The 22,387-nt window shown below is 75.7% G+C and carries 19 protein-coding genes; 7 read left to right on the forward strand and 12 right to left on the reverse strand.

The window, feature by feature from the left end; genetic code table 11:
• Positions 1–65 precede the first annotated feature (65 nt).
• On the reverse strand, positions 66–374 hold the full coding sequence (gene rplU, locus CELF_RS12240) for a 50S ribosomal protein L21 (RefSeq protein WP_197722558.1): 309 nt from the start codon (positions 372–374) through the stop codon (positions 66–68).
• A 566-nt stretch (positions 375–940) separates the two neighbouring features.
• Here rplU and CELF_RS12245 point away from each other — a divergent pair.
• Positions 941–2,026 carry a YihY/virulence factor BrkB family protein gene (locus CELF_RS12245; RefSeq protein WP_013771579.1) on the forward strand — a complete coding sequence of 362 codons (1,086 nt, stop codon included), beginning with the start codon at positions 941–943 and terminating at the stop codon, positions 2,024–2,026.
• Positions 2,027–2,166: 140 nt separating this feature from the next.
• On the opposite strand, the gene CELF_RS12250 is transcribed toward CELF_RS12245, so the two are convergent.
• Positions 2,167–5,550, reverse strand: coding sequence for a ribonuclease E/G (locus CELF_RS12250; protein ID WP_013771580.1), 3,384 nt, complete (start codon positions 5,548–5,550; stop codon positions 2,167–2,169).
• 516 nt (positions 5,551–6,066) lie between these two features.
• On the opposite strand from CELF_RS12250, the gene CELF_RS12255 reads away from it, so the two are divergent.
• The 5 genes from CELF_RS12255 to CELF_RS12275 are packed head-to-tail and all read left to right on the forward strand — an operon-like array spanning position 6,067 to position 14,080.
• A complete protein-coding gene (locus CELF_RS12255; RefSeq protein ID WP_013771581.1) occupies positions 6,067–7,575 on the forward strand; it encodes a cytochrome ubiquinol oxidase subunit I in 1,509 nt (502 codons plus the stop codon).
• An 18-nt stretch (positions 7,576–7,593) separates the two neighbouring features.
• Entirely contained in the window at positions 7,594–8,643 is a 1,050-nt protein-coding gene (gene cydB / locus CELF_RS12260; protein ID WP_013771582.1) for a cytochrome d ubiquinol oxidase subunit II, read from the forward strand.
• A 1-nt stretch (position 8,644) separates the two neighbouring features.
• Entirely contained in the window at positions 8,645–10,297 is a 1,653-nt protein-coding gene (gene cydD / locus CELF_RS12265) for a thiol reductant ABC exporter subunit CydD (protein ID WP_013771583.1), read from the forward strand.
• Positions 10,294–12,339, forward strand: coding sequence for a thiol reductant ABC exporter subunit CydC (gene cydC / locus CELF_RS12270; RefSeq protein WP_013771584.1), 2,046 nt, complete (start codon positions 10,294–10,296; stop codon positions 12,337–12,339). The genes cydD and cydC overlap by 4 nt, the downstream gene beginning before the upstream one ends.
• A complete protein-coding gene (locus tag CELF_RS12275; protein WP_013771585.1) occupies positions 12,332–14,080 on the forward strand; it encodes a GAF domain-containing sensor histidine kinase in 1,749 nt (582 codons plus the stop codon). Before cydC ends, CELF_RS12275 begins: the two co-directional genes overlap by 8 nt.
• 65 nt (positions 14,081–14,145) lie before the next feature.
• On the opposite strand, the gene CELF_RS12280 is transcribed toward CELF_RS12275, so the two are convergent.
• A complete protein-coding gene (locus tag CELF_RS12280; RefSeq protein WP_013771586.1) occupies positions 14,146–14,802 on the reverse strand; it encodes a response regulator in 657 nt (218 codons plus the stop codon).
• 4 nt (positions 14,803–14,806) lie between these two features.
• Between CELF_RS12280 and CELF_RS12285 the strand changes: the two genes are divergently transcribed.
• Entirely contained in the window at positions 14,807–15,781 is a 975-nt protein-coding gene (locus CELF_RS12285; RefSeq protein WP_013771587.1) for a phosphoglycerate dehydrogenase, read from the forward strand.
• Between the two features lie 6 nt (positions 15,782–15,787).
• Here the strand turns inward: CELF_RS12285 and mutM are convergent, their stop codons facing one another.
• The 9 genes from mutM to CELF_RS12330 all read right to left on the reverse strand — a co-directional run bounded on the left by mutM (position 15,788) and on the right by CELF_RS12330 (position 22,335).
• Positions 15,788–16,696 (reverse strand): bifunctional DNA-formamidopyrimidine glycosylase/DNA-(apurinic or apyrimidinic site) lyase, encoded by a 909-nt coding sequence (gene mutM / locus CELF_RS12290; RefSeq protein WP_013771588.1) that lies wholly within the window; start codon positions 16,694–16,696, stop codon positions 15,788–15,790.
• A 4-nt stretch (positions 16,697–16,700) separates the two neighbouring features.
• Positions 16,701–17,477, reverse strand: a complete 777-nt coding sequence (rnc, locus tag CELF_RS12295; protein WP_013771589.1) for a ribonuclease III — start codon at positions 17,475–17,477, stop codon at positions 16,701–16,703.
• 46 nt (positions 17,478–17,523) lie between these two features.
• Positions 17,524–17,721: a 50S ribosomal protein L32 gene (rpmF, locus tag CELF_RS12300; protein ID WP_013771590.1), complete on the reverse strand. Its 198-nt coding sequence runs from the start codon at positions 17,719–17,721 to the stop codon at positions 17,524–17,526.
• Between the two features lie 2 nt (positions 17,722–17,723).
• On the reverse strand, positions 17,724–18,302 hold the full coding sequence (locus CELF_RS12305; protein WP_013771591.1) for a YceD family protein: 579 nt from the start codon (positions 18,300–18,302) through the stop codon (positions 17,724–17,726).
• A gap of 171 nt (positions 18,303–18,473) precedes the next feature.
• Positions 18,474–18,971, reverse strand: a complete 498-nt coding sequence (locus CELF_RS12310; RefSeq protein ID WP_013771592.1) for a hypothetical protein — start codon at positions 18,969–18,971, stop codon at positions 18,474–18,476.
• Positions 18,968–19,462: a pantetheine-phosphate adenylyltransferase gene (gene coaD / locus CELF_RS12315; RefSeq protein ID WP_013771593.1), complete on the reverse strand. Its 495-nt coding sequence runs from the start codon at positions 19,460–19,462 to the stop codon at positions 18,968–18,970. The genes CELF_RS12310 and coaD overlap by 4 nt, the downstream gene beginning before the upstream one ends.
• A gap of 43 nt (positions 19,463–19,505) precedes the next feature.
• Positions 19,506–20,063, reverse strand: a complete 558-nt coding sequence (gene rsmD, locus CELF_RS12320) for a 16S rRNA (guanine(966)-N(2))-methyltransferase RsmD (protein ID WP_013771594.1) — start codon at positions 20,061–20,063, stop codon at positions 19,506–19,508.
• Positions 20,060–21,649 (reverse strand): DUF6297 family protein, encoded by a 1,590-nt coding sequence (locus tag CELF_RS12325; RefSeq protein ID WP_013771595.1) that lies wholly within the window; start codon positions 21,647–21,649, stop codon positions 20,060–20,062. Before CELF_RS12325 ends, rsmD begins: the two co-directional genes overlap by 4 nt.
• Entirely contained in the window at positions 21,646–22,335 is a 690-nt protein-coding gene (locus CELF_RS12330; protein ID WP_013771596.1) for an ABC transporter ATP-binding protein, read from the reverse strand. The genes CELF_RS12325 and CELF_RS12330 overlap by 4 nt, the downstream gene beginning before the upstream one ends.
• Between the last annotated feature and the right edge of the window lie 52 nt (positions 22,336–22,387).

The raw sequence follows: 22,387 nt of genomic DNA on the forward strand, positions 1-22,387 counted from the left end.
GACGAACCTGCTCTCTTGCTGCTGCGGAAGGCGGGGGCCGCGGCGTCAGCGCGCCGCGGGAAGGCTCACTTGATGCCGGTGACCTTGAGGCGGGTCAGCGCCTGACGGTGACCCTGGCGCTTGCGGTAGCCGGTCTTGTTCTTGTACTTGAGGATGTCGATCTTCGGGCCCTTCTCGTCCCGCACGACCTCCGCCGTCACCGTCACCTTGGCCAGCGCCGCGGCGTCGGTGGTGACCTTCTCGCCGTCCACGAGCAGCAGAGCCGGGAGCTCGACGGTCGAACCGGCCTGCGCGGCGAGGCGGTCGACGACGACGACGTCGCCCACCGCGACCTTCTCCTGGCGGCCGCCAGCCTTCACGATCGCGTACACCACGTTGCTGCTCATCTCTGCTCGTCGAACTGCTCGGTCAAAAGCCTGTGGGTGCCTGCCCGCGTCCGCGCACGTCCCGCACCGACCGGAGGGACCGGGTCCGAGGGGAGTCGCGTCGACGCCGTTTGCGGCGGCACACATGACCAGCGCGCACAGACGCGCCGACGTTCTAGGGTACGGACCGACCGACGCAGGGTCAAACCTGGGGTGCGGCGCCGGGCCGCGAACCGCCCCGGTGTGACGGAGCGCACGCCGGCACGTCAGCCTGCCGTGCGGGCGCCCGCCGCCGGGCCGCGTCCGCCTGCTCCCGCGAGGTGCTGCTCCAGACCGCGCCCGACGACGTCCACCCCGGACGCGAAGCGCACGTCCGCGTCCTCGTCGGGCCCCGGGCGACGACCCCCGGCCCCGCGTGCCCCCGGGTGCTCGGCACGACCGTGCACGAGGCGCGGCCTCCCCGAGGACCGGCCCGCCCGAGATGCCGCGGACGCCCGCGCGGCCTAGCGTCGGCCGCACGGACCGTGGCGGGCAAGAGGCGTCCCGCACCCGCCGCCAGCACGCGAGGAGGCGCCGTGGACGACGACACGACCCGCAGCACCAGCACCGCCAAGGACTCCGCACCGTCGCCCGACGACCCGCGCAAGCCCGACTCCCCCGGCGACCTGCACCCGCCGTCCTGGAAGTACGTCGGCCGGCGCACCGTGCGGGAGTTCCTCGCCGACGAGTGCACCGACCAGGCCGCCGCGCTCACCTACTACGCGGTCCTGGCGATCGCCCCCGCGCTCCTCGCCGTCGTGTCCGTGCTGGGCCTCGTCGGCGACCCCGAGCAGACGCTCAACCGCGTCATGGACCTCGTCGCCGACCTGGGTGCCCCCGAGGACGCCGCGCAGACCGTCGAGCCGATCGTGCAGGCCGTGACGTCGAACTCCAAGGCCGGCGTCGCGCTCGTCCTCGGCGTGCTGCTCGCGCTGTGGTCCGCGTCCGGGTACGTCGCCGCGTTCGGGCGCGGCATGAACCGCATCTACGAGGTCGACGAGGGACGGCCGATCTGGAAGCTGCGGCCCGTGATCCTGCTCGTCACGCTCGCGCTCGTCCTCATCGCCGTCCTGGTCGTCGTCGCGATGGTGCTGTCCGGCCCGGTCGCCCGCACGATCGGCGACGCCGTCGGGCTCAGCGGCACGGCCGTCACGGTGTGGAACGTGTTCAAGTGGCCCGTCGTCGTCGTGCTGGTGGTCGTCGCGATCGCGGTCCTCTACCACGCGACGCCCAACGTCCGGCAGCCGAAGTTCCGCTGGATCAGCGTGGGGGCGGCCGTCGCGCTGCTCGTCTGGGCGCTGGCCTCGGTGGCCTTCGGCTTCTACGTCACGACGTTCGCGTCGTACGACGCGACGTACGGGTCGCTGGCGGGCGTCGTCGTGTTCCTGCTGTGGCTGTGGATCAGCAACCTCGCGCTGCTGTTCGGCGCCGAGCTGGACGCCGAGCTCGAGCGCGGTCGCCAGCTGCAGGGCGGGATCGAGGCCGAGGAGACGCTCCAGCTCCCGCCGCGGGACACCAAGGCGAGCGAGAAGAAGCAGGCCAAGAAGGCGCAGGACGTGGCGCGTGGACGTGCGCTGCGGCGCAGCGCCGGGCACCAGGACGACACCTCCGAGAAGCGCTGACACCGCCCGCGGCGCGGGACGACCGAGCAGCAGACCGGCCGGGCGGTCGAGGCACGACGGTGCCGCACGGCGGCACGGGACCGTCCTGACGCGACGACGCCCGCGCGCCTCCAGGGCGCGCGGGCGTCGTCGTCCGTCCGTCAGGACCGGGCGTCGCCGTCCTCGTCGGCCGGCGCACCGTCCGCGTCGTCGTCCGCCGTGTCCGCGAACAGGTCGGGCGACACCGGGGTGAGCGCGAGCGGCTCGTCCGCGACCTCGTCCACGTCCTGCGGGAGGGCGCCGGGCGTCTCGTCCTGAGCGGGTTCGGTCGTCTCCTCGCGCGCCACGCCGCTCGCCGCGAGCGCGGCCAGGACGTCGAGCACGGGCTCGGCGTGCGCGTGGTCGACCTCGGGCGACCGGCCGGCGTCACCGTCGCCAGCCGTGACCTCGACGGGCTCCGACGTGACGGGGGCGGACGCGACGGCCTCCGCCGCCTCGTGGTGCTCGTGGTCGTGCTCGTGCGCGTGCGCCGCCGCCGCCGCGATCGTCGCGAGCGTGGCCTTGACCGCCTCGCGGGCCTCGGGCAGCACCGGGACGCCCGGGTGCTGCGCCGCCGGCGCCGCCTCCTTCGCCGTCCCGCGCTTGCGCCGCGACCGCTTCGACTCGCCCTCCGCGACGGGCGCCTGCGGGGCGCCGGCCTCGGGGCGGCCGTTCTTCTCGACGGGGTCCGCGTGCACGATGAACCCGCGGCCGTGGCAGTGCTCGCACGTCTCGGAGAACGCCTCGACCAGACCCTGGCCCACGCGCTTGCGGGTCATCTGCACGAGACCGAGCGACGTCACCTCGGCGACCTGGTGCTTGGTCCGGTCCCGGCCGAGGCACTCGACCAGCCGGCGCAGGACGAGGTCGCGGTTCGACTCCAGGACCATGTCGATGAAGTCGATGACGATGATGCCGCCGATGTCGCGCAGCCGGAGCTGGCGGACGATCTCCTCCGCGGCCTCCAGGTTGTTGCGCGTCACGGTCTCCTCGAGCGTGCCGCCCGAGCCCGTGAACTTGCCGGTGTTGACGTCGACGACCGTCATGGCCTCGGTGCGGTCGATGACGAGCGAGCCGCCCGACGGCAGCCAGACCTTGCGGTCCATGCCCTTGGCGAGCTGCTCGTCGACCCGGTGCACCGTGAACACGTCCTGCGTCCCGGTCCACTTCGAGACCTTCTGCGCGAGGTCCGGCGCGAGCTCGTCGATGTACGACGAGATGGTCGACCACGCCTCGTCGCCCTGGACCACGAGCGCGGAGAAGTCGTCGTTGAAGATGTCGCGCACGACGCGGATCGCCATGTCGGGCTCGCCCTGCAGCAGCGCGGGCGCCGACGCGGTCCTGGCCTTCTTCTCGATGGCCTCCCACTGGCCCTGCAGCCGTGCGACGTCGGCCCGCAGCTCCTCCTCCGAGGCACCCTCCGCGGCGGTGCGCACGATGACGCCCGCCGAGTCCGGCACGACCTCGCGCAGGATCTTCTTCAGACGGTTGCGCTCGGTGTCCGGGAGCTTGCGGCTGATGCCCGTCATGCCGCCGCCCGGGACGAACACGAGGTAGCGGCCCGCGAGCGTGACCTGCGAGGTCAGACGCGCACCCTTGTGCCCGATGGGGTCCTTGGTGACCTGGACGAGCACCGAGTCGCCGGACTTCAGCGCCTGCTCGATGCGCCGCGGCTGGCCCTCGAGGCCGGCGGCGTCCCAGTTGACCTCGCCTGCGTACAGCACGGCGTTGCGGCCCTTGCCGACGTCGACGAAGGCCGCCTCCATGCTCGGCAGCACGTTCTGCACGCGGCCGAGGTAGACGTTGCCGACCATCGAGGTCTGCGCCTGGTTCGAGACGTAGTGCTCGACGAGCACGCCGTCCTCCAGGACGGCGATCTGCGTGCGGCCCGCGCGCTCGCGCACGACCATCGTCCGCTCGACCGACTCGCGCCGGGCGAGGAACTCCGCCTCGCTGATGATCTGGCGGCGACGCCCGGCGTCGCGGCCCTCGCGGCGACGCTGGCGCTTGGCCTCGAGCCGCGTCGAGCCGCGCAGCGCGGTGACCTCGTCGCTCGCGCGGCGGGGCCGCTCGGCCTCGCCGGACTCGCCGCGGCTGCCCCGGCGACGGCGGCGACGACGACGGCTCGAGCCGCCGCCGTCCTCGGCGTCGGCGTCCTCGGTGTCGGCCTCGGCGTCCTGCGCGTCGGTGTCGTCCTCGTCGGCGTCGCCCGCCTCGGCGTCCGTCTCCGACGTCTCGGTCTTGTTGCGGCGCCCACGGCCGCCCCGGCGACGACGACGGCGCTGACCAGCGCCCTCGCCCGCCTCGTCGACCTGCTCGGCGTCCAGCTCGTCCGACTGCTCGTCGGCCTGGTCGTCCTGCTCGCCGGCCGCGACGAGCAGCCCTTCGAGATCTGCATCCTCCTCGGGCACGACCTCGGTGCCGGACACGTCGGTCGCGGTCTCGTCCTGCTCCGGAGCGGCGCTGGCGGCGGACCGGCCTGCGCGCCGGCCACGACGGCGCGACCCACGGCCCGACTCGGTTCCCGTGGACTCGGCCTGCTCGGCCGTGGCGCCCTGCGCGTCACCGGCCTGCTCACCCCCGGCCCGCGCACGGTCGGCCTGCTCGCGCTCGGCCTGCTCGCGCTCGGCCTGCTCGCGCTCGGCACGGCGCGCTGCCTCGGAGATCTCCTCGGGCGACCCGGCGCTGGCCTGCGCCCGGCGGCGGCGCGGGCGCGCGGCCGACGGGTCGGGGGCCTGGAACAGCAGCGCGGTGGTCGCTAGGCGCGGTCCCGACGGCGCGGGCGGCGCCGCGCTCTCGGCGGGGCGCACGTCGGCGAGGGCGGCGAGGACGTCGAGCGCCTGGCCGGCCTCGGCCGGCGCCGTCTCGTCAACGTCCTCCTCCTCGTCCGGCTCCGGCACGACGGCCGGCTCGGGCGGGGCCACGACGGCCTCCGGGGCCGCGGCAGGGCGACCGGCCGCCCGGCGGCGGCGCGCGGGCGTGGTCGGAGCCTCGGCAGGCGTCTCGGTCGCCGCGGCAGGGCTCTGCGCGGCCGGTGCAGCGGCGGGCACGTCGGCGGCGGGCTCGGGCGCGTCGGCGGGCGGCGCGGCCTCGGCCGGGACGCCGACCGTGCGCGTGACGCGCCGCGAGCGGCGCGCGGGCTTGGTCGCGGGCTCGGGCTCGGCGCCCGCCACCGGCTCGGCCGGAGCCTCGACCGACGCGGACGCGGCACGGCGCTCCACCACGGCGGTGTCCGGGGTGGGTGCGTCCGGTGCGTCCGTCGCCGCCGGCTCCGCCGCGGGGGCGGTGGTGGCGCGGCGGGCGCGGGTCCGCCTGGCCTTGACGGGCGCGGCGTCCTCGGCGGGCGCCGCTGCCGGGGCTGCCTCGGTCTCGGCCGGCACGGCGTCGGCGACGGGTGCGGACGTCGTCCGCGTCGCCCGGCGGCGGCGCGCCGGTGCCGGCGCGACCTCACCTCCGGCCGGCGTGCTGGTGGCTGCTGCGGTCTCGGAGATGTTCTCGGGGGTCACGCGACGTGCTCCTGGGTACCGGGGGTCCCCGCCCACACTCGGCGGTCCTCGGTCGGTCGGTCGTCACGCACGCCCTCGGCGCGGCGACGGAAGTCGTCGGTCGTGGCTGCTGCACCTGGGCCGGCGCCGTCGCCTGCTGGCGTCGCGCTCCGGTGGGAGCGTCACGGCCGAGCGGCGGACTGGCGCGCAAGACGCGCTGGTGCTGCGAGCTCAAGGGTCCGTCCGCGGTGTGGGCGCCGACGAACCGTGGTCAGTATCGCACAGGGGGCTCCCGCGGGCGCGGTGCCGCCCGCAGGCGTGGCGCGCCGGCCGTGACGTGCACGACAGCCGTGCGGTGCGGGCCCGTTCGCGACGAGGGTTTTCACGACGGTGCGTCAGCACCCGGGACCTTCGTCCCACGGGCCGGAAGGGTGCCGTTCCCTAGCGTTCCCCCAGGTCCGCAGTCGGTCGTCCACCCGGTCGACCGCCCCCCTGCGGCCCGCCCCCGACGTCCGGCCCGAGAGCACGGAGAACCACGTGGACGCCCTCGACCTCGCCCGCTGGCAGTTCGGCATCACGACCGTCTACCACTTCATCTTCGTGCCGCTGACGATCGGGCTCGCCCCCCTCGTCGCGATCATGCAGACCTTCTGGGTCCGGACCGGCGACGAGCGCTGGCTGCGGCTGACCAAGTTCTTCGGCAAGCTCCTGCTCATCAACTTCGCGATCGGTGTCGCCACCGGCATCGTGCAGGAGTTCCAGTTCGGCATGGCGTGGTCGGAGTACTCGCGCTTCGTCGGCGACGTGTTCGGGGCGCCGCTGGCCATGGAGGCGCTCGCCGCGTTCTTCGTCGAGTCGACGTTCCTGGGCCTGTGGATCTTCGGGTGGGACAAGCTGCCGCGCAAGATCCACCTCGCGTGCATCTGGGCCGTCGCGATCGCGACCAACCTGTCCGCGTACTTCATCCTCGCCGCGAACTCCTGGATGCAGCACCCCGTCGGCGCGACGTACAACCCGGAGACGGGCCGCGCGGAGATGACGGACATCGGCGCCGTGCTGAGCAACAACACGCTGCTCGCCGCCTTCCCGCACACCATCAGCGCCGCGTTCCTCACGGCGGGCACGCTCGTCGCCGCGATCGCCGCCTGGTGGATGGTCAAGCTCGTCCGCGCCGGCCGCGAGGACGACGCGCGCAGCGTCTACCGGCCGGCGGTGATCCTCGGCGTCGTGACGATGCTCGTCTCCGGCGCGGGCGTCGCGATCAGCGGTGACGCGCAGGCCAAGCTCATGTACGAGCAGCAGCCGATGAAGATGTCGGCCGCGGAGGCGATCTGCCAGACGACCGACGGCGGCGCGCCGTTCTCGATCCTCGCGATCGGCGACCTGTCCGACTCGTGCGAGGGCGTCGCGCACCTCATCGAGATCCCCGGCCTGACCTCGTTCCTGGCCCACGGCGACCTCACGACCCCGCTGCCGGGCGTCGAGGACCTGCAGGCGCAGTACGAGGAGACCTACGGCTTCACGGACGAGGCCGGCGACCCCATCTCCTACCAGCCGAACCTGGCCGTCACCTACTGGTCGTTCCGCCTCATGATCGGGTTCGGCGTCGGCTCGGCCGCGCTCGCGCTCGTCGCTCTGTGGGTCACCCGCAAGGGCCGCGTCACCGGGAACGTGTGGGTGTCCCGGCTCGCCGTCGCGGCGCTCGCGACGCCGTTCCTCGCGTCGGCGTTCGGCTGGATCTTCACCGAGATGGGCCGTCAGCCGTGGGTCGTCGCGCCCAACCCGAACCCCTCGGGCGTGGACGGCGTCTGGCTGCTGACGGCGCGCGGCGTCTCCACGGTGACCGGCCCCGGCACGATCCTCACCTCGCTCGTCGCGTTCACGCTGCTCTACGGCGTCCTCGCGGTCCTCTGGTACAAGCTCATGCACCGCTACGCGGTCGAGGGCGTCGCCGCCAGCGAGAAGGACCCGAGCCCCGACAACCCCGCCAACCGACCGGACCCGGACGACGAGTCGACCGACCGTCCGCTGTCCTTCGCGTACTGAGAACGGGAGCCCACGACCATGGAGCTGTCGACCGTCTGGTTCCTGCTCATCGCCGTGCTCTGGACCGGCTACCTCGTCCTCGAGGGCTTCGACTTCGGCGTCGGGATGCTGCTCGGCATCCTCGGACGCGGCGACCGCGCCGCCAAGGACCGCGACCGCCGCGTCATGATCAACACGATCGGCCCCGTCTGGGACGGCAACGAGGTGTGGCTGCTCACCGCGGGCGGCGCGACGTTCGCCGCCTTCCCCGAGTGGTACGCCACGCTGTTCTCCGGCTTCTACCTGCCGCTGCTGCTCATCCTGCTCGCGCTCATCGTGCGCGTGGTCGCGTTCGAGTGGCGCGGCAAGATCGACGACGACCGCTGGCGCGGCTGGGCCGACCGGGCGCTCGTCGTCGGCTCGTGGGTCCCTGCGGTGCTGTGGGGCGTCGCGTTCGCCAACCTCGTGCGGGGTGTCGAGCTCGACGCGGAGCACCAGTACGTGGGCGGGTTCTTCGCGCTGCTCTCCCCGTTCGCGCTGCTCGGCGGCGCGCTCACGGCCCTCGTCTTCCTCACGCACGGCGCCGTGTTCCTCGCGCTGAAGTCCGACGGCGACGTGCGGGCCCGCGCCGGGGCGTTCGCGGCCCGCTCGTCGGTCGCCACGCTGCTCGTCGGCGGCATCTGGGCCGTGTGGGCGCAGATCGCCTACTCCGTCGCCTGGACCTGGGTCGCGGTCGTCGTCGCCGCGCTCGCGCTCGTCGCCCTCGTGCTCGCCACCCGCGCGCGCCGCGAGGGGCAGGCGTTCGTCGCCTCGGCCGCCGCGATCGTCGCCGTCGTCGTGCTGATCTTCGGCTCGATGTTCCCGGACGTCATGCCCGCGCTCGACCCGGCCAACTCCCTCACGGTCGACAACGCGTCCTCCACCGACTACACGCTCACCGTCATGACGTGGGTCGCCGCGTTCCTCACGCCCCTCGTGCTGCTCTACCAGGGCTGGACGTACTGGGTGTTCCGCAAGCGCATCAGCGGGCACCACATCCCCGCCCACACGGGCCTGACGTTCGCGCGAGCCGGCGCGGAGCCGCGCTGACGTGCGCCCGCTCGACCCCCGGCTCCTGCGGTACGCGCACAGCACACGCGGCTACGTCGCGCTGACGGCCGGCCTCGGCGTGGTCACCGCCGCGCTCGTGGTCGGCCAGGCGCTCCTGCTGGCGCACGCGCTGGGTCGCGCGGTCCACGACGGCGCCGACCTCGCGGCGGTCAGCCCGTACCTCGCGGGCCTCGCGGGGGTCGTGGCGGCCCGCGTGCTCGTCACGGGCCTGCAGGAGCGGTTCGCGCACCGCGCCGCGTCGCGTGCCGTGGGCGAGCTGCGCGACGCCGTCGTGGGCCGCGCCGTGGAGCTCGGCCCGCGGTACCTGGCCGCCGGCCACGGGCCCGGGATCGTCACGCTCGTCACGCGCGGGCTGGACGCGCTCGAGCCCTACTTCGTGCGCTACCTGCCCCAGCTCGTGCTCGCCGCGACCGTCACGCCCGGGACGGTGCTCGTCGTGCTCGGGCTCGACTGGGTCTCGGCGCTCATCCTGCTCGGCACGATCCCGCTGGTCCCCGTCTTCATGGTGCTCGTCGGGCGCCTGACGCAGGGTCGCTCGGAGCGCGGGCTCGCGACCATGCAACGGCTCGGCGCGCAGGTGCTCGACCTGGTCGCGGGACTGCCCACGCTCCAGGCCCTCGGGCGCGAGCACGGGCCCGCCGCTCGCGTGCGGGCCCTCGGGGACGCGCACCGCCGCGCCGCGATGGGCACGCTGCGCATCGCGTTCCTCTCGGGCATGGTGCTCGAGCTGCTCACGACCCTGTCCGTCGCCCTGGTCGCGGTCGGCATCGGCCTGCGCCTCGTCGAGGGGCACCTCGACCTCGTGACCGGCCTCGCGGTGCTCGTGCTCGCACCCGAGGTCTTCCTGCCCCTGCGCCAGGTCGGCGCGCAGTTCCACGCCGCTGCGGACGGCGTCGCCGCGGCCGAGCAGGCGTTCGCCGTGCTCGACGAGCCGGCACCCGCCCGCGGGTCCGCGCCCGCCCCCGACCTCGCCCGCACGACCGTGCGGCTCGTCGGCGTCGGCGTGCGCGCGACGGACGGCACCGCGCCCGCGGGCCTGGACGCCACCGTGCGCCCCGGCACCGTCGTCGCGCTCACCGGGCCGAGCGGCGCGGGGAAGACCACCGCGGTCGAGGTGCTGCTCGGGCTCCTGCGACCCGACGAGGGCGAGGTGCTGCTCGACGGCCCCGACGGCGTCGTGGCGCTGGCGGAGGTCGACCTCGACGCGTACTGGTCGCAGGTCGCGTGGCTGCCGCAGCGGCCGGTGCTCGAGCCCGGCACGCTGGCCGAGGTCGTCGGCGGGGACCGTGCCGCACGGGAGCGCGCCGCGGCGCTGACGGGCCTCGACGCGGTCCTCGGCGCGCTGCCCGCGGGCTGGGACACGACCCTGGGCCGGGGCGGCGCCGGGCTGAGCGTCGGCCAGCGCCAGCGCGTCGCCCTCACGCGCGCGCTGCTGTCGCCCGCACCGCTCGTCGTGCTCGACGAGCCCACCGCCCACCTCGACGCCACGGGCGAGCGCGTCGTGCTCGACACCGTGCGCGCGCTGCGCGACGAGGGCCGGACCGTCGTGCTCGTCGCGCACCGCGCGTCCCTCACCGCCTGCGCCGACGTCGTCCTGACGGTCGCGGCCCGGCCGGCGGAGGTGGCCGCGTGAGCGCCGCGCACCCGCAGGCCGGGACGGGCGGCCCCGCCGGGCCGGGCCCCGACGTCACCGGCCTCGAGGTCACAGGTCCTGCCTCGGCCGGTCCTGCCGCCTCCGGTCCCGTCGTCGGTACTCCCGTCGTCCGCGGTCCCGTCGTCGGCGGTCCCGTCGCCGGCGGTCCCGTCGTCGGTGCTCCCGGCGTCGCGCCGTCGCCCGCTCCGGCCGCACCGCCGCGCGGAACCCTGCGCCGCGCGGTGCGCCTGCTCGACGTCGACGTGCGGCGCGTCCTGTGGGCCACGCTGCTCGGCACGCTCGCCCTCGGGTGCGCGGTCGCGCTCGCCGCGGTGTCGGCGTGGCTCATCGCGCGCGCGTCCCAGATGCCGCCCGTGCTGCAGCTGTCGGTCGCGACCGTCGCGGTGCGCGCGTTCGGCATCGGCCGCGGCGTGCTGCGGTACCTCGAGCGCCTCGTCTCGCACGACGTCGCGCTGCGGGGCATGACGAACATCCGCACGACCCTGTTCGCGCGCCTCGCCGACGGCCGCACGGCCGCGCTCGCCGGCGTCCGGCGGGGCGACCTGCTGGCCCGCGTCGGCGCCGACGTCGACGCGGTCGGCGACGTGGTCGTGCGCGGCCTGCTGCCGGCCGCGGTCGCCGTCACGCTGGGCGTCGGCACCGTCGTCGCGATGTGCGCGTTCTGGATCCCCGCCGGGCTCGCGCTCGCGGGCTGCCTCGTGCTCGCGGGGGTCGTCGCACCGCTGCTCGCCGCGCGCGCGTCCCGCACCACCGAGCGCCGGGCCGCCGACGCGCGCGCGGACCTGGCGGCCAGCGCCCTCGGGATCCTGGACGACGCCGGACCGCTCGCGGTCGCCGGGCGCGTCGACGCCGAGCGCGCCGCGCTGAGGGCCGCGCACGGCCGGATCACCGCCGCCGCCGACGCGGGCGCCCGCCCGGCCGCCGTCGCCGCCGCGCTCGGGCAGCTCGCGGTCGGCGTCGCGGTGCTCGCGGCCCTCGCCACCGGCGTCCCCGCCGTCCGCGCCGGGCTCCTGGCGCCCGTCGAGCTGGCCGTGGTGGTGCTCACGCCGCTCGCCGCGTTCGAGGCGACGTCGCTGCTGCCCGCGGCCGCGATCCAGGTGCAGCGCTCGCGTGCCGCCGCGGCGCGGATCCTTGCGCTGCTGGACGACGCAGCCACGACGCCCGGGACGGCGCCGCGCGGCACCGCCCCCACCACCGGGACGCCGGCCGAGGCCTCCGTGACCACCGACGGACCCGTCCTACGCGCGGACGACCTCGCATGCGGCTGGCCGGACCGCCCCGACGTCGTCCGGGGCCTCGCCCTCGAGCTGCGCCCGGGGCGGTCCGTCGCCGTCGTCGGGCCCAGCGGCACGGGCAAGACGACCACCCTGCTCACGCTCGCGGGCCTCCTGCCCGCGACGCACGGTGCGGTGCACCTCGACGGTGCCGATCTCGCCGGGTTGCCGCGACCCGTCGTCGCCGCCGCGGTCGTCGCGGTCACCGAGGACGCGCACGTGTTCGGCACGACCGTCCTGGAGAACCTGCGCGTCGCCCGCGGCGACGTGACGCCGGACGAGGCGCGCGACGCCCTGGGACGCGTGGGCCTCGGCCCGTGGCTCGCGGGCCTGCCGGACGGCCTCGACACGCTGGTCGGCTCCGACGCCCGCACCGTCTCGGGCGGCGAGCGCCGCCGCCTCCTGCTCGCCCGCGCGCTGCTCGCGCCCGCCCCGCTCCTGCTCGTCGACGAGCCCGCGGAGCATCTCGACGCGGCCACGGCCGACCGGCTCGTCGGCACGCTCCTCGCGCAGGCCCGCACGGGCTCGCGCGGCGTCCTGCTCGTGACGCACCGCGTCTCGGCGCTCGCCGGCGCCGACGAGGTGCTGTGGCTGGAGGACGGGCGGGTCACCGCGCGGGGCACCCACGACGACCTGCTCGCGCGCGTCCCGGGCTACCGTGTGGCCCTGGACAGCGAGCAGGTCGATGCCGGGGAGGGCGACGGTGCGCGAGACCCGGAGCACGTGGGCGGAGCGACGCATGAGTGAGCATCCGCCCGTGGAGCGGCCCGTCGTGGGCACGCCGTTCGCGCGCGGCGTGCTGGCGGAGGTGGACAGCGAGCCCGTCGTCCACCTCACCGGCGACGGCGTCGCCGACCTCCTCGACGCGATCCTCTCGGTCGCCGCGGAGCTGGACCTGCCCTCGGTCCTCAACCGGTTCGTGCAGGTCAGCGCCGAGCTCACGGGTGCCCGGTACGCCGCGATCAACGTGCTCGACGGCACCGGGACGTCGACGACGTTCGTGTACGCCGGGGTCCCCACGGCCGTCGCGCGCATGCTGCGCACCGCACCGCACGCCCTCGGCGTCCTGGGCCAGATCCCGCCCGAGGGGGCGCTGCGGCTCGGCGACCTCACCCAGCACCCGGCGTTCCGCGGCTTCCCGGCCAACCACCCGCCGATGGGCTCGTTCCTCGGCGCCTCCGTCCGCACCGGCCACCGCGTCTACGGCCAGCTCTACCTCTCCGAGAAGGAGGGCGGGTTCACCGAGGCCGACGAGAGCATGGTCATCTCCCTGGCCGCCGCCGCGGGCGTCGCGGTCGCGAACGCCCAGCTCTACGCCGAGGCCTCACGCCGTGAGCACTGGCTGCGCGCCGGCCAGGACATCACGACGATGCTGCTCGAGGGCATCGACGAGGAGGAGGCGCTCGAGCACATCGCGAAGACGGCACGCGAGGTCGCGCACGCCGACACCGCGGCCCTCGCCCTGCCGGGCCTCAACGGGCGCCTGCTCATCGAGCTCGTCGACGGCTACAACGCCGAGAACCTCATCGGCACGGTGATGCCCGAGGGCGGACGCGCCTGGACCGTGATGACCGAGGGCAAGGGGCTGCTCACGCCGTCGCTGTCGGAGTCGCGCAGCGTCAAGGTGCCCGCGATGCGGGCGTTCGGCTCCGCGATGTACGCGCCCATGCAGACGTCGGGCCGCGGCGTCGGCGTGCTCATCCTGCTGCGCCGCATCGGCGAGGCGTCGTTCGAGGACGGCGACCTCGTCACCGCCGAGTCCTTCGCGTCCCAGGCCGCGCTCGCGTTCGTGCTCGCCGAGGCCCGGCACGCGCAGGACGTCGCGGCCCTGCTCGACGAGCGCGAGCGCATCGCGCGCGACCTGCACGACCTCGCGATCCAGCAGCTCTTCGCGACCGGCATGCAGCTCGAGACCGTCAGGCGCCGTGCCGCGCGCGGCGTCGACCCGAGCGAGCTGCTGAGCATCGTCGACGAGGCGCTCGACAACGTCGACTCCTCCGTGCGGCAGATCCGGGAGATCGTCTACGCGCTGCGCGACCCCGACGCCGCGACGGGGCTCGTCGAGCGGCTGCGCCGGGAGGCGTCGCTGGCCCGCACCGGCCTGGGCTTCGCGCCGTCGGTGCTGCTGTCCCTCGACGGCGGCGCGCTGACCGACGACCCGTTCGAGGAGGACCGCTTCGACGACCGCGTCGGCCAGCAGCTCACCGACGACGTCGTCGCCGTCGTGCGCGAGGGGCTGGCGAACGCCGCCCGGCACGCGCACGCCTCCTCCGTGACGGTACGGGTGTCCGTCAACGGCACGAGCCCGCTCGGCCGCGTGCTCGTCGAGGTGCAGGACGACGGCGCGGGCCTGCCGGCGCGGCGCGACCGGCGCTCGGGCACGGGCAACCTGGCGTCGCGGGCGCGCCAGCACGGCGGCTCGTTCACGCTGGGAGCGTCCCCCGACGGGCGCGGCACGCTCCTGACCTGGCAGGTGCCGCTCGGCTGACCGGCGGCGGCCGTCCACGGGCCCCGCGCACCGGCGTCAGGGCGCCGGTGGTCGCCCGTGGGCCGTCAGTGCCCCGGCTCGGCGCGCCAGCCGACGTGCTTGCGGGACGCGACCCACGCCGCGACCTGCGTGCGGCGCTGCAGGCCCATCTTGGCGAGCAGCGACGTGATGTGGTTCTTGACGGTCTTCTCCGCGACGCCGAGACGCTCGGCGATCTCGCGGTTCGACAGGCCCTCGCCGATGAGGTCGAGCACGCGCAGCTCGCTGGGCGTGAGGTTCTCCGTCGGGTCCTCGTGCCCGGCCTTGCGGCGCGTCACGGTGCGCTCGTCGAGCAGCGTCCGACCGGCGGCGACCGCGCGGATCACGTCGGTGATCTCGGCGCCGCGCACGGACTTGAGCAGGTACGCGGCGGCGCCCGCCTCGAGCGCGGCGGCCAGCGCGTCGTCGTCGTCGAACGACGTCAGCACGATCGCGCGCGCGTCGGGCTGCGTCTCGCGCACGGCACGCATGAGGTCGATCCCCGTCCCGTCCGGGAGCTGGAGGTCGACCAGCATGACCTGCGGGCGGACCAGCCCGGCACGGCGCACGCCGTCCGCGACCGAGCCTGCCTCGGCGACGACGGTCATGCCGTCGGTCCTCTCGACGACCTCCGCGATCCCGCGACGGACCACCTCGTGGTCGTCGACGATCATCACGGTCACGGGCCCGGGCTTCGACGGCATGCTGATGGACGGCACGGTGGCATCGTATCCGGGTGTGATCACCGTTCTGCTGCCCACCACGCTGGAGGAGTCGCCGCGTGTCTCCGCGGACGTGCGGCTGGTGCGCTACGACCCGGCGGAACCGGTCCCGCAGGACGCCGTCGATGCGCAGGTCCTGGTCGTCTGGGGCAACGGCCGTCGCCAGCTCCGGGACGCCGCGGCACGGCTCACGCGGCTGCGGTGGGTGCAGACGCTCGCCGCGGGGCCGGACGTCGTCCTGGAGGCCGGGTTCGCGCCCGACGTGGTGGTCACGTCGGGCCGCGGGCTGCACGACGGGCCCGTGGCCGAGCACACGCTCGCGCTCGTGCTGGCCGTCGTGCGCCGGGTGCCCGACCTCGTGCGCGCGCAGGACGCGCACCGGTGGGCGGGCGAGCTCGGGGGCGTGCAGCCCGTGCGGCCCGCCGGCGACCTGCGCACGCTCGACGGCGCTCGCGTCGTCGTGTGGGGCTTCGGCTCGATCGCGGCCCGCCTCGCCCCGCTCCTGACCGCACTCGGCGCGCACGTCACGGGCGTCGCGACGACCGCGGGCGAGCGGCACGGCTACCCGGTGGTGACGACGGAGGCGCTGCCCGACCTGCTCCCCCGCACCGACCTGCTGGTCAGCCTGCTGCCCGCGACCCCGGCGACCCGCCACGCCGTCGACGACCGGGTGCTGCGGCTGCTGCCTCCGCATGCCTGGGTCGTCAACGTCGGACGCGGCGCGACGCTCGACGAGGCCGCGCTGCTCGACGCCGTGCGTGCGGGACGGCTCGCCGGGGCGGCGCTCGACGTGTTCGACCGCGAGCCGCTGCCGCCGCAGTCCCCGCTGTGGGACGAGCCGCGCGTGCTCGTCAGCCCGCACGCGGCAGGCGGCCGGCCGGTCGGCGCCGCCGCGCTGGTCGAGCGGAACCTCGACGCGTACGTGGCGGGCCGGCCGCTGGTCAACCTCGTGGAGCGCTGACGCGCGTCACCAGCGTGCGCGGCGCGGGCGCGGCTGGCAGACCGGGCACGTGTACGACGAACGGTTCATGAACTCGTCGCGGCGCACGGCTGCGCCGCAGCGCGGGCACGGCCGCCCGGCCTGCCCGTAGACGGCGAGCGACCGGTCGAAGTACCCCGACGCGCCGTTGACGTTGACGTACAGCGCGTCGAAGCTCGTGCCGCCCTGCGCGAGCGCGGCCGTCATGACCTCCTGCGCGCCGTCGAGCGCGCGCTCGACCTCGGCGCGTCGCAGCGTGTCCGTGGGCCGCGCGTAGTGCAGCCGCGCGCGCCACAGGCCCTCGTCGGCGTAGATGTTGCCGATCCCGGAGACGAGCGCCTGGTCGAGCAGCGCGCGCTTGATCCCGGTGCGCCGGGCCCGCACGGCCTCGACCAGCGCGGGCCGGTCGAGCGACGGGTCGAGCAGGTCGCGCGCGATGTGCGTGACCGGCGCGGGGACGACCGCACGCCCGGACCCGAGGCCGCCCGGGGCGCCGTCGGGGGTCGGCACGAGGTCGGGCACGCTGAGGTGGCCGAACGTGCGCTGGTCGACGAAGTCGAGCGCCGAGCCGTCGTCGAGGGCCAGCCGGACCCGCAGGTGCGGGTGCCGCACCTCGTCGCGCAGGTCCTGCGCCGAGCGGACGAGGAGCTGGCCGCTCATCCCGAGGTGCGCCATGAGCGCCGCGTCCTCGTCGTCGAGCAGCAGCCACAGGAACTTGCCGCGCCGGACGGCCGCGTCGAGCCGGCGCCCCGCGAGCCTGCCGGCGAAGTCGAGCGGCCCCTCGACGTGACGGCGGACGCTGTAGTCGCGGTGCACCGCGACGTCCGTGACCGTCCGGCCGAGCACGTGCCGCGCGAGCCCGTCGCGGACGGTCTCGACCTCGGGCAGCTCCGGCACGCGGTCAGTCCTGCTCGGCGGCGTCCACCGGGGCGGGCGCGGACGCGCCGACGGACGTCGCGGCGGACGCGGACCCGTCACCCGCGGCCCGCACGGCGGCGATCGCCTCGAGCGCGCGGTACGCGTCCTCGGCGGCGTGCTGCTCGGCGAGCTTCTTGGCGGGCCCGGAGCCGGCACCGCGCGGCTCGCCCGCGATCACCGCGCGCGCCGTGAAGGTGCGGGCGTGGTCCGGCCCCTCCCCCACGACGTCGTACGACGGGGCCCCGAGCCCGAGCGCGGCCGACAGCTCCTGCAGCGACGTCTTCCAGTCCAGCCCGGCACCGAGGGCCGCGGCCGCGTCGAGCGTCGGGCCGACGAAGCGGTCGACGACCACGCGGGCCGTCTCGAGGCCGTGCGCCAGGTACACCGCGCCGAACAGCGCCTCGAGCGTGTCGGACAGGATCGAGTCCTTGTCGGCGCCGCCGGTCGCGAGCTCACCCTTGCCGAGCAGCACGTACGCACCTAGGTCGAGCTCGCGCGCGACACCCGCGAGGGCGCGCTGCGAGACGGTCGCGGCCCGCATCTTGGCGAGCGCCCCCTCGGGCTGCTCGGGGTGGCGGCGGTAGAGCGACTCGGTGACGACGAGACCGAGGACGGTGTCGCCGAGGAACTCGAGCCGCTCGTTCGTCGGGATGCCGCCGGCCTCGTGCGCGAACGACCGGTGGGTCAGCGCCAGCACGAGAAGCTCGGGATCCAGGTGGACCCCGAGCTTCTCGACGAGCCGGTCGGCCGCGGCACTCATCCCGGTCACAGCGTGGTCAGGTGCGTCACGGCGACGAGCGAGGGTGTCAGCGGGCCTCGTGCTCGCTGCGCACGGCCTCGGCGTAGCGGCGGCCGTTGTAGGCGCCGCAGGCCGGGCAGGCCGTGTGGGGCTGCTTGTCGGCCTTGCAGACGGGGCACGAGGTCAGCGTCGTGGCAGTGGTCTTCCACTGCGACCGACGCGCACGGGTGTTGCTGCGCGACATCTTGCGCTTCGGAACCGCCACGGCTAGCTCTCTTTCGTCTCGTCGACCTTGCTCGACAGGCCGCTCAGGGCGGACCAGCGAGGGTCAAGCGTCTCATGCGAATGGTCAGGGTCGTCCGCCAGGCGAGCTCCGCACTCGGAGCACAGACCCGGGCAGTCGGGGCGGCACAGCGGCTGGAACGGCAGAGCCGGCACCACCACGTCCCGCAGCGCGGGCTCGAGGTCGATCAGATCGCCCTCCAGCTCACGCACGTCCTCGTCCTCGTCGCCCTCCTCGACCGCAGCAGCGGCGCGCTCGGGGTAGACGTACAGCTCCGTGAGGGTGACGTCGACGTCCTCGACGACCTCCTCCAGGCAGCGCACGCACTCCCCGACCGCCCGGCCACGGACGTATCCGGAGACCAGGACCCCCTCCATGACCGCCTCGAGCCGCAGGTCCAGCTCGAGATCGGTGCCGGGAGGGATGCCGATCACGTCGGTACCGAGGTCCTCGGGGGCACCGACCGTCCTCTGCACGGTCCGCGTCGATCCCGGACGTCGGCCGAGCTCGTGGGTGTCGAGCACGAACGGCGAGCGGGGATCGAGGTGAACAGGGCGCTGCACGGCCGAAGGTCCCCTCGTCTGGATCTCGGTCCACGCCACGACCGGCAGGACCAACCGCCAACTCTACGACACGTGCCCCCGGCGCCCAAATCAGCACCGCTCCGTGCGGAGCCCGCGCGCGAGGCCGTCGAGGCGGGCGTGACGTGCACGGCGCCGCCCCGCTCTCGCTCGTCAGACGACCGGGGGCGCGTCGTCCTCGAGGCGGTCCGCGAGCTTGGCCCGGCCCGCCTGGACCTGGCTCAGCACCTTGCCGAGGTCGATCTCGAAGTCGGCCAGCCGACGGTCGCAGTAGTCGTCCGCGTCGCGCCGCAGCACGACCGCGGCCTCCTCGGCCTCCTGCACGATCTGCTGCGCACGCTCCCGGGCCGCCACGACGACCGCCTCCTGGTCCACGAGCGCCGCCGCCTGCTGCCGCGCGTCCGCGAGGATGCGGTCCGCCTGCGCGCGCGCCTCGGCGCGTGCCGCGTCGGCGTCCGCGAGCACCTCGTCCGCGCGGGTCAGCTGGGTCGGCAGGACGTCGCGCGCCTGGTCGAGCAGGTCCAGCAGCTCCGCGCGGTTCACCAGCACCGACGACGACATCGGCATCGCGCGGGCCTGCGTCACCGCAGCGGCGATCGCGTCGAGCACCCCGGTGAGGCCCTCGGGCCTCGTCGTCGCGTCCTCGCTCATCGTGCACTCCCTCCCGTCCGTGCGAGCGCGTCGCGCACCGCCTCCGCCACCTCGTCCGGCACCAGGTCGTCGATCCGCCCGCCGTACCGCGCCACGTCCTTCACCAGCGACGACGCGACGTGCGCGAGCGCCGGGTCGCCGATCACGAACACCGTCTCGACACCCGACAGGTGCCGGTTCATGAGCGCCATCGGCAGCTCGGCGTCGAAGTCGGCCCCGCTGCGCAGGCCCTTGACCACCGCCGAGGCCCCCTGGGCCGCGACGAAGTCGGCGAGCAGCCCGTCGACCGCCTCGACGCGCACCCCGTCGACGCCGGCGAGCGCCGCCCGTGCCAGGGCGACGCGCTCGTCCGCGGCGAGCAGCGGGGTCTTCGCGGAGTTCCGCGCGACGCCGACGACGACCTCGTCGAACATCGAGCGCGCGCGCCGGACCACGTCCACGTGGCCGAGGGTGATCGGGTCGAACGACCCCGGGCAGACGGCTGTGGTCACCCGGCCAGGGTAGGCCAGCAGCGCGGGACCGCCCGTCGGGGCGTCACTCCCCCGGTGCCCGCTCGCCGAACCAGACGACGGTCTCGCCGTACACGCGCCGCTCGACCCCCGCCCAGCCGGCCGGCCAGACGGGCTCGGGCGAGCGGGAGGACCGCTCCACGGCCAGCAGGCCGTCGTCCGCGACGTCGCCCGCCACGTCGGCCAGGACCGCGGCCAGGTCGGGCTCGGCGACGTCGTAGGGCGGGTCCACGAGCACGAGGTCCCACGGCGCCACGGGCCTGCGCTGCACGAACCGCTCCGCGCGCTCGGCGACCACGGTGACGTCGCGCAGGCCGAGGGTCGCGACGTTGCGCCGGCACACGTCCGCAGCCTCCCGCGCCGACTCCACGAGGGTCACGGCGCGCGCACCGCGGCTCGCCGCCTCGAGCCCGAGCGCCCCCGAGCCGGCGTACAGGTCGAGCACGCGCGCGTCGTCGACGACGCCCAGGTGCTCGAGGCGGGAGAACAGGGCCTCCCGGACGCGCTCGCTCGTGGGCCGGGTCCCACGACGCGGGACCTGCAACGTCCGCCCGCCCGCGGTGCCGGCCACGATGCGGGTCATCGGCGCGGCTCCGGGGTCTCCTGCGCGTCGAGGACGCGCTCCATGAGCGGGCGGGTCTCCGTCGAGGACGCCACGAGCACGGCCACCACCGAGAACAGCAGCTGCGCGCCCAGCAGCACGGGTCCCGTGCGCCCGACGAGCACCGCGATCCACACGGGCAGCAGTCCCAGGACGACCACGTCGGGCCCGCGCGCGAGCACGGCCGCGACGCCGCCCGGCAGAGCGCCCGCGGGCGTCGACACGAGCGGTCCCGACCAGTCGGGTGCCGACCGGTACGCGGCACGCACCGCCGCGGCGGCCCACACCGGTGCCGACGCGACCGCGAGCGCCAGCCAGCCCACCGGACGACCGGCCCACACGCCGACCGCCGCGAACGCGGCGAGCGACCACAGGAGCATGACCGCACCCGGCACGACCATCCGCAGGCGGCGCACCGTGCGGGCGTCGAGCGGCAGGAGACGGTCCAGCACGGGCGCCATCTCGGCCCGCCGCGCGCCCTCCCCGGTCGCGCTCGCGGCGGCGTACCCGGCGAGCAGGAGCGCGAGGAGCACCCCCGGCGGGCCGGCGAGCTGGGGCACGAGGACGACGGCTGCGGGCACGAGCGCGGCCACGACGAGCTGCACGAGGTGCCGGGTGGAGCGCCGCAGCACCACGAGGTCGGCCGTGACGAGCGCCGTCGCCGGGCCGCGGACCGTGCGCAGCCGCGAGGCGCGCCGCCGGGCTGCGGGCAGCGCGCCGTCGGTGAGGGCACGGCCGAGCTCGCGGGAGTCGAACGACACGACCGCCCCGACCGCCTGCGCCGCGACCGAGCCGCTCTCGCGCAGCGACCGTGCGGGGACGTCGCCGAGGCGGCGGTCGACGAGCGCACCGAGCGCCGCGACGCCCACGGCGAGGGCGACGACGAGGACCCACGGCGGCGACGGGGCCGGGACCTCGACGTCGAGCACCAGCAGCACGAGCGCGGTCGCGGCGGCCGCGAGCGCGACGAGGTCGCCCGCGAGCGCGAGCGACCTGCGCGCGGCCCCCGCGGACTGCGCGAGCGCGGCGGCCAGCACGACGGCGGCCGCGAGCAGGGCGCCCGCGAGCGCGACCCGCAGCACCGTCCCGCCCGGCGCGCCGAGCAGACCGGCGTCGAGCACCGCCAGGACGACGCCGCCGACCGCCGCCGCGAGCAGCGGCGGCCGCAGCGAGGCGGGGCGCAGCAGGCCGCGCCGGTCGACGGGCAGCCCGAGCCACCACGCCGCCTCGGCACCACCGGACGCGACGGGACCGAGCCGGCCGGCGACCGACAGCAGCGCGCCTGCGCCGGCGCCCAGGACGACCGCCACGACGGTCGACAGCTCCAGCGTCCACGTCGTCTCGACCGCGGCCGACGGGTGCACGTCCAGCCGCAGGCTGCGCACGGCCCCGAGCGCGAACAGCACGCTCAGCGCCACCGAGATGACCGCGTAGTACACGTCCGACAGGACGGTCCCGAGGCTCGCGCCGCCGCGCGCGTTGCCCGCCTGCGCGGTGTAGCGGCGGATCGCGCGCGCGCCCGGCACCTCACCGACGTCGGCGGGGGCGACCGCCACCTCGTCGGTCACGGGTTCTCCCGGCTGATGACGCGCGCCGCCTCGGCCGGGTCCACGACGCGGCTGACGTCGTCCGCGACGACCACGGCGCGGTCCGCGACCGCCTGCACGAGGTCGGGGTCGTGCGTCGCGAGGAGCACCGCGCCGCCCCCCTCCTTCTCGGCGACGAGCCGCTGCGCGAGCCGGTCACGCATCGCGCGGTCCAGGCGCTGCTCGGGCTCGTCGAGCACGAGCAGCGAGCGCGGCCGGGCGAACCCCGCGGCGAGCAGGAGGCGTCGCCGCTGCCCGGAGGACAGTGCGACGGGCAGCGCGCGACGGTGGTCGTCGAGCCCGAACTCGTCGAGCAGGCCGTCGACGACGCCGTCCGCGCCGAGCACCCCGTGGCCGCGTGCCGTCAGGTACAGGTGCTCGGCCACGGTCAGGGCCGGGAAGTACGCGTCGTCGTCGAGCACCGAGGCGACCTGCGTGCGGAACGTCACGTCGCGCTCGTCGACCGGCGCGCCGAGCACCCGCAGCGTTCCCTGCGACGGCGTGAGGAGCCCGAGCACCGTCTTGAGGACCGTGGACTTCCCGGACCCGTTCGCGCCGACCAGCGCGACGGCCCTGCCGGCGCCGAGCGTGAACGTCACGGGGGCGCACACGGGGGTCCCGCCGTAGCCGACGAGCAGGTCCTGGGCGCGCACGACGGGCTTCGACACGCTGGCCAGGGTAGTCCGCGGGGAGCAGGACCCCGCGCCGGCGCGGGGTCGG

It is taken from the genome of Cellulomonas fimi ATCC 484 (genome assembly GCF_000212695.1).
Classification (GTDB): domain Bacteria; phylum Actinomycetota; class Actinomycetes; order Actinomycetales; family Cellulomonadaceae; genus Cellulomonas; species Cellulomonas fimi.

Bases quoted from the DNA above. Each gene is read 5' to 3' on its own strand.
- CELF_RS12310 (WP_013771592.1), bottom strand. From the start codon at position 18,971: ATGAGCGAGGACGCGACGACGAGGCCCGAGGGCCTCACCGGGGTGCTC.
- rnc (WP_013771589.1), bottom strand. From the start codon at position 17,477: ATGAGTGCCGCGGCCGACCGGCTCGTCGAGAAGCTCGGGGTCCACCTG.
- CELF_RS12275 (WP_013771585.1), top strand. From the start codon at position 12,332: ATGAGTGAGCATCCGCCCGTGGAGCGGCCCGTCGTGGGCACGCCGTTC.
- rsmD (WP_013771594.1), bottom strand. From the start codon at position 20,063: ATGACCCGCATCGTGGCCGGCACCGCGGGCGGGCGGACGTTGCAGGTC.
- cydB (WP_013771582.1), top strand. From the start codon at position 7,594: ATGGAGCTGTCGACCGTCTGGTTCCTGCTCATCGCCGTGCTCTGGACC.
- CELF_RS12285 (WP_013771587.1), top strand. From the start codon at position 14,807: ATGGACGGCACGGTGGCATCGTATCCGGGTGTGATCACCGTTCTGCTG.
- CELF_RS12280 (WP_013771586.1), bottom strand. From the start codon at position 14,802: ATGCCGTCGAAGCCCGGGCCCGTGACCGTGATGATCGTCGACGACCAC.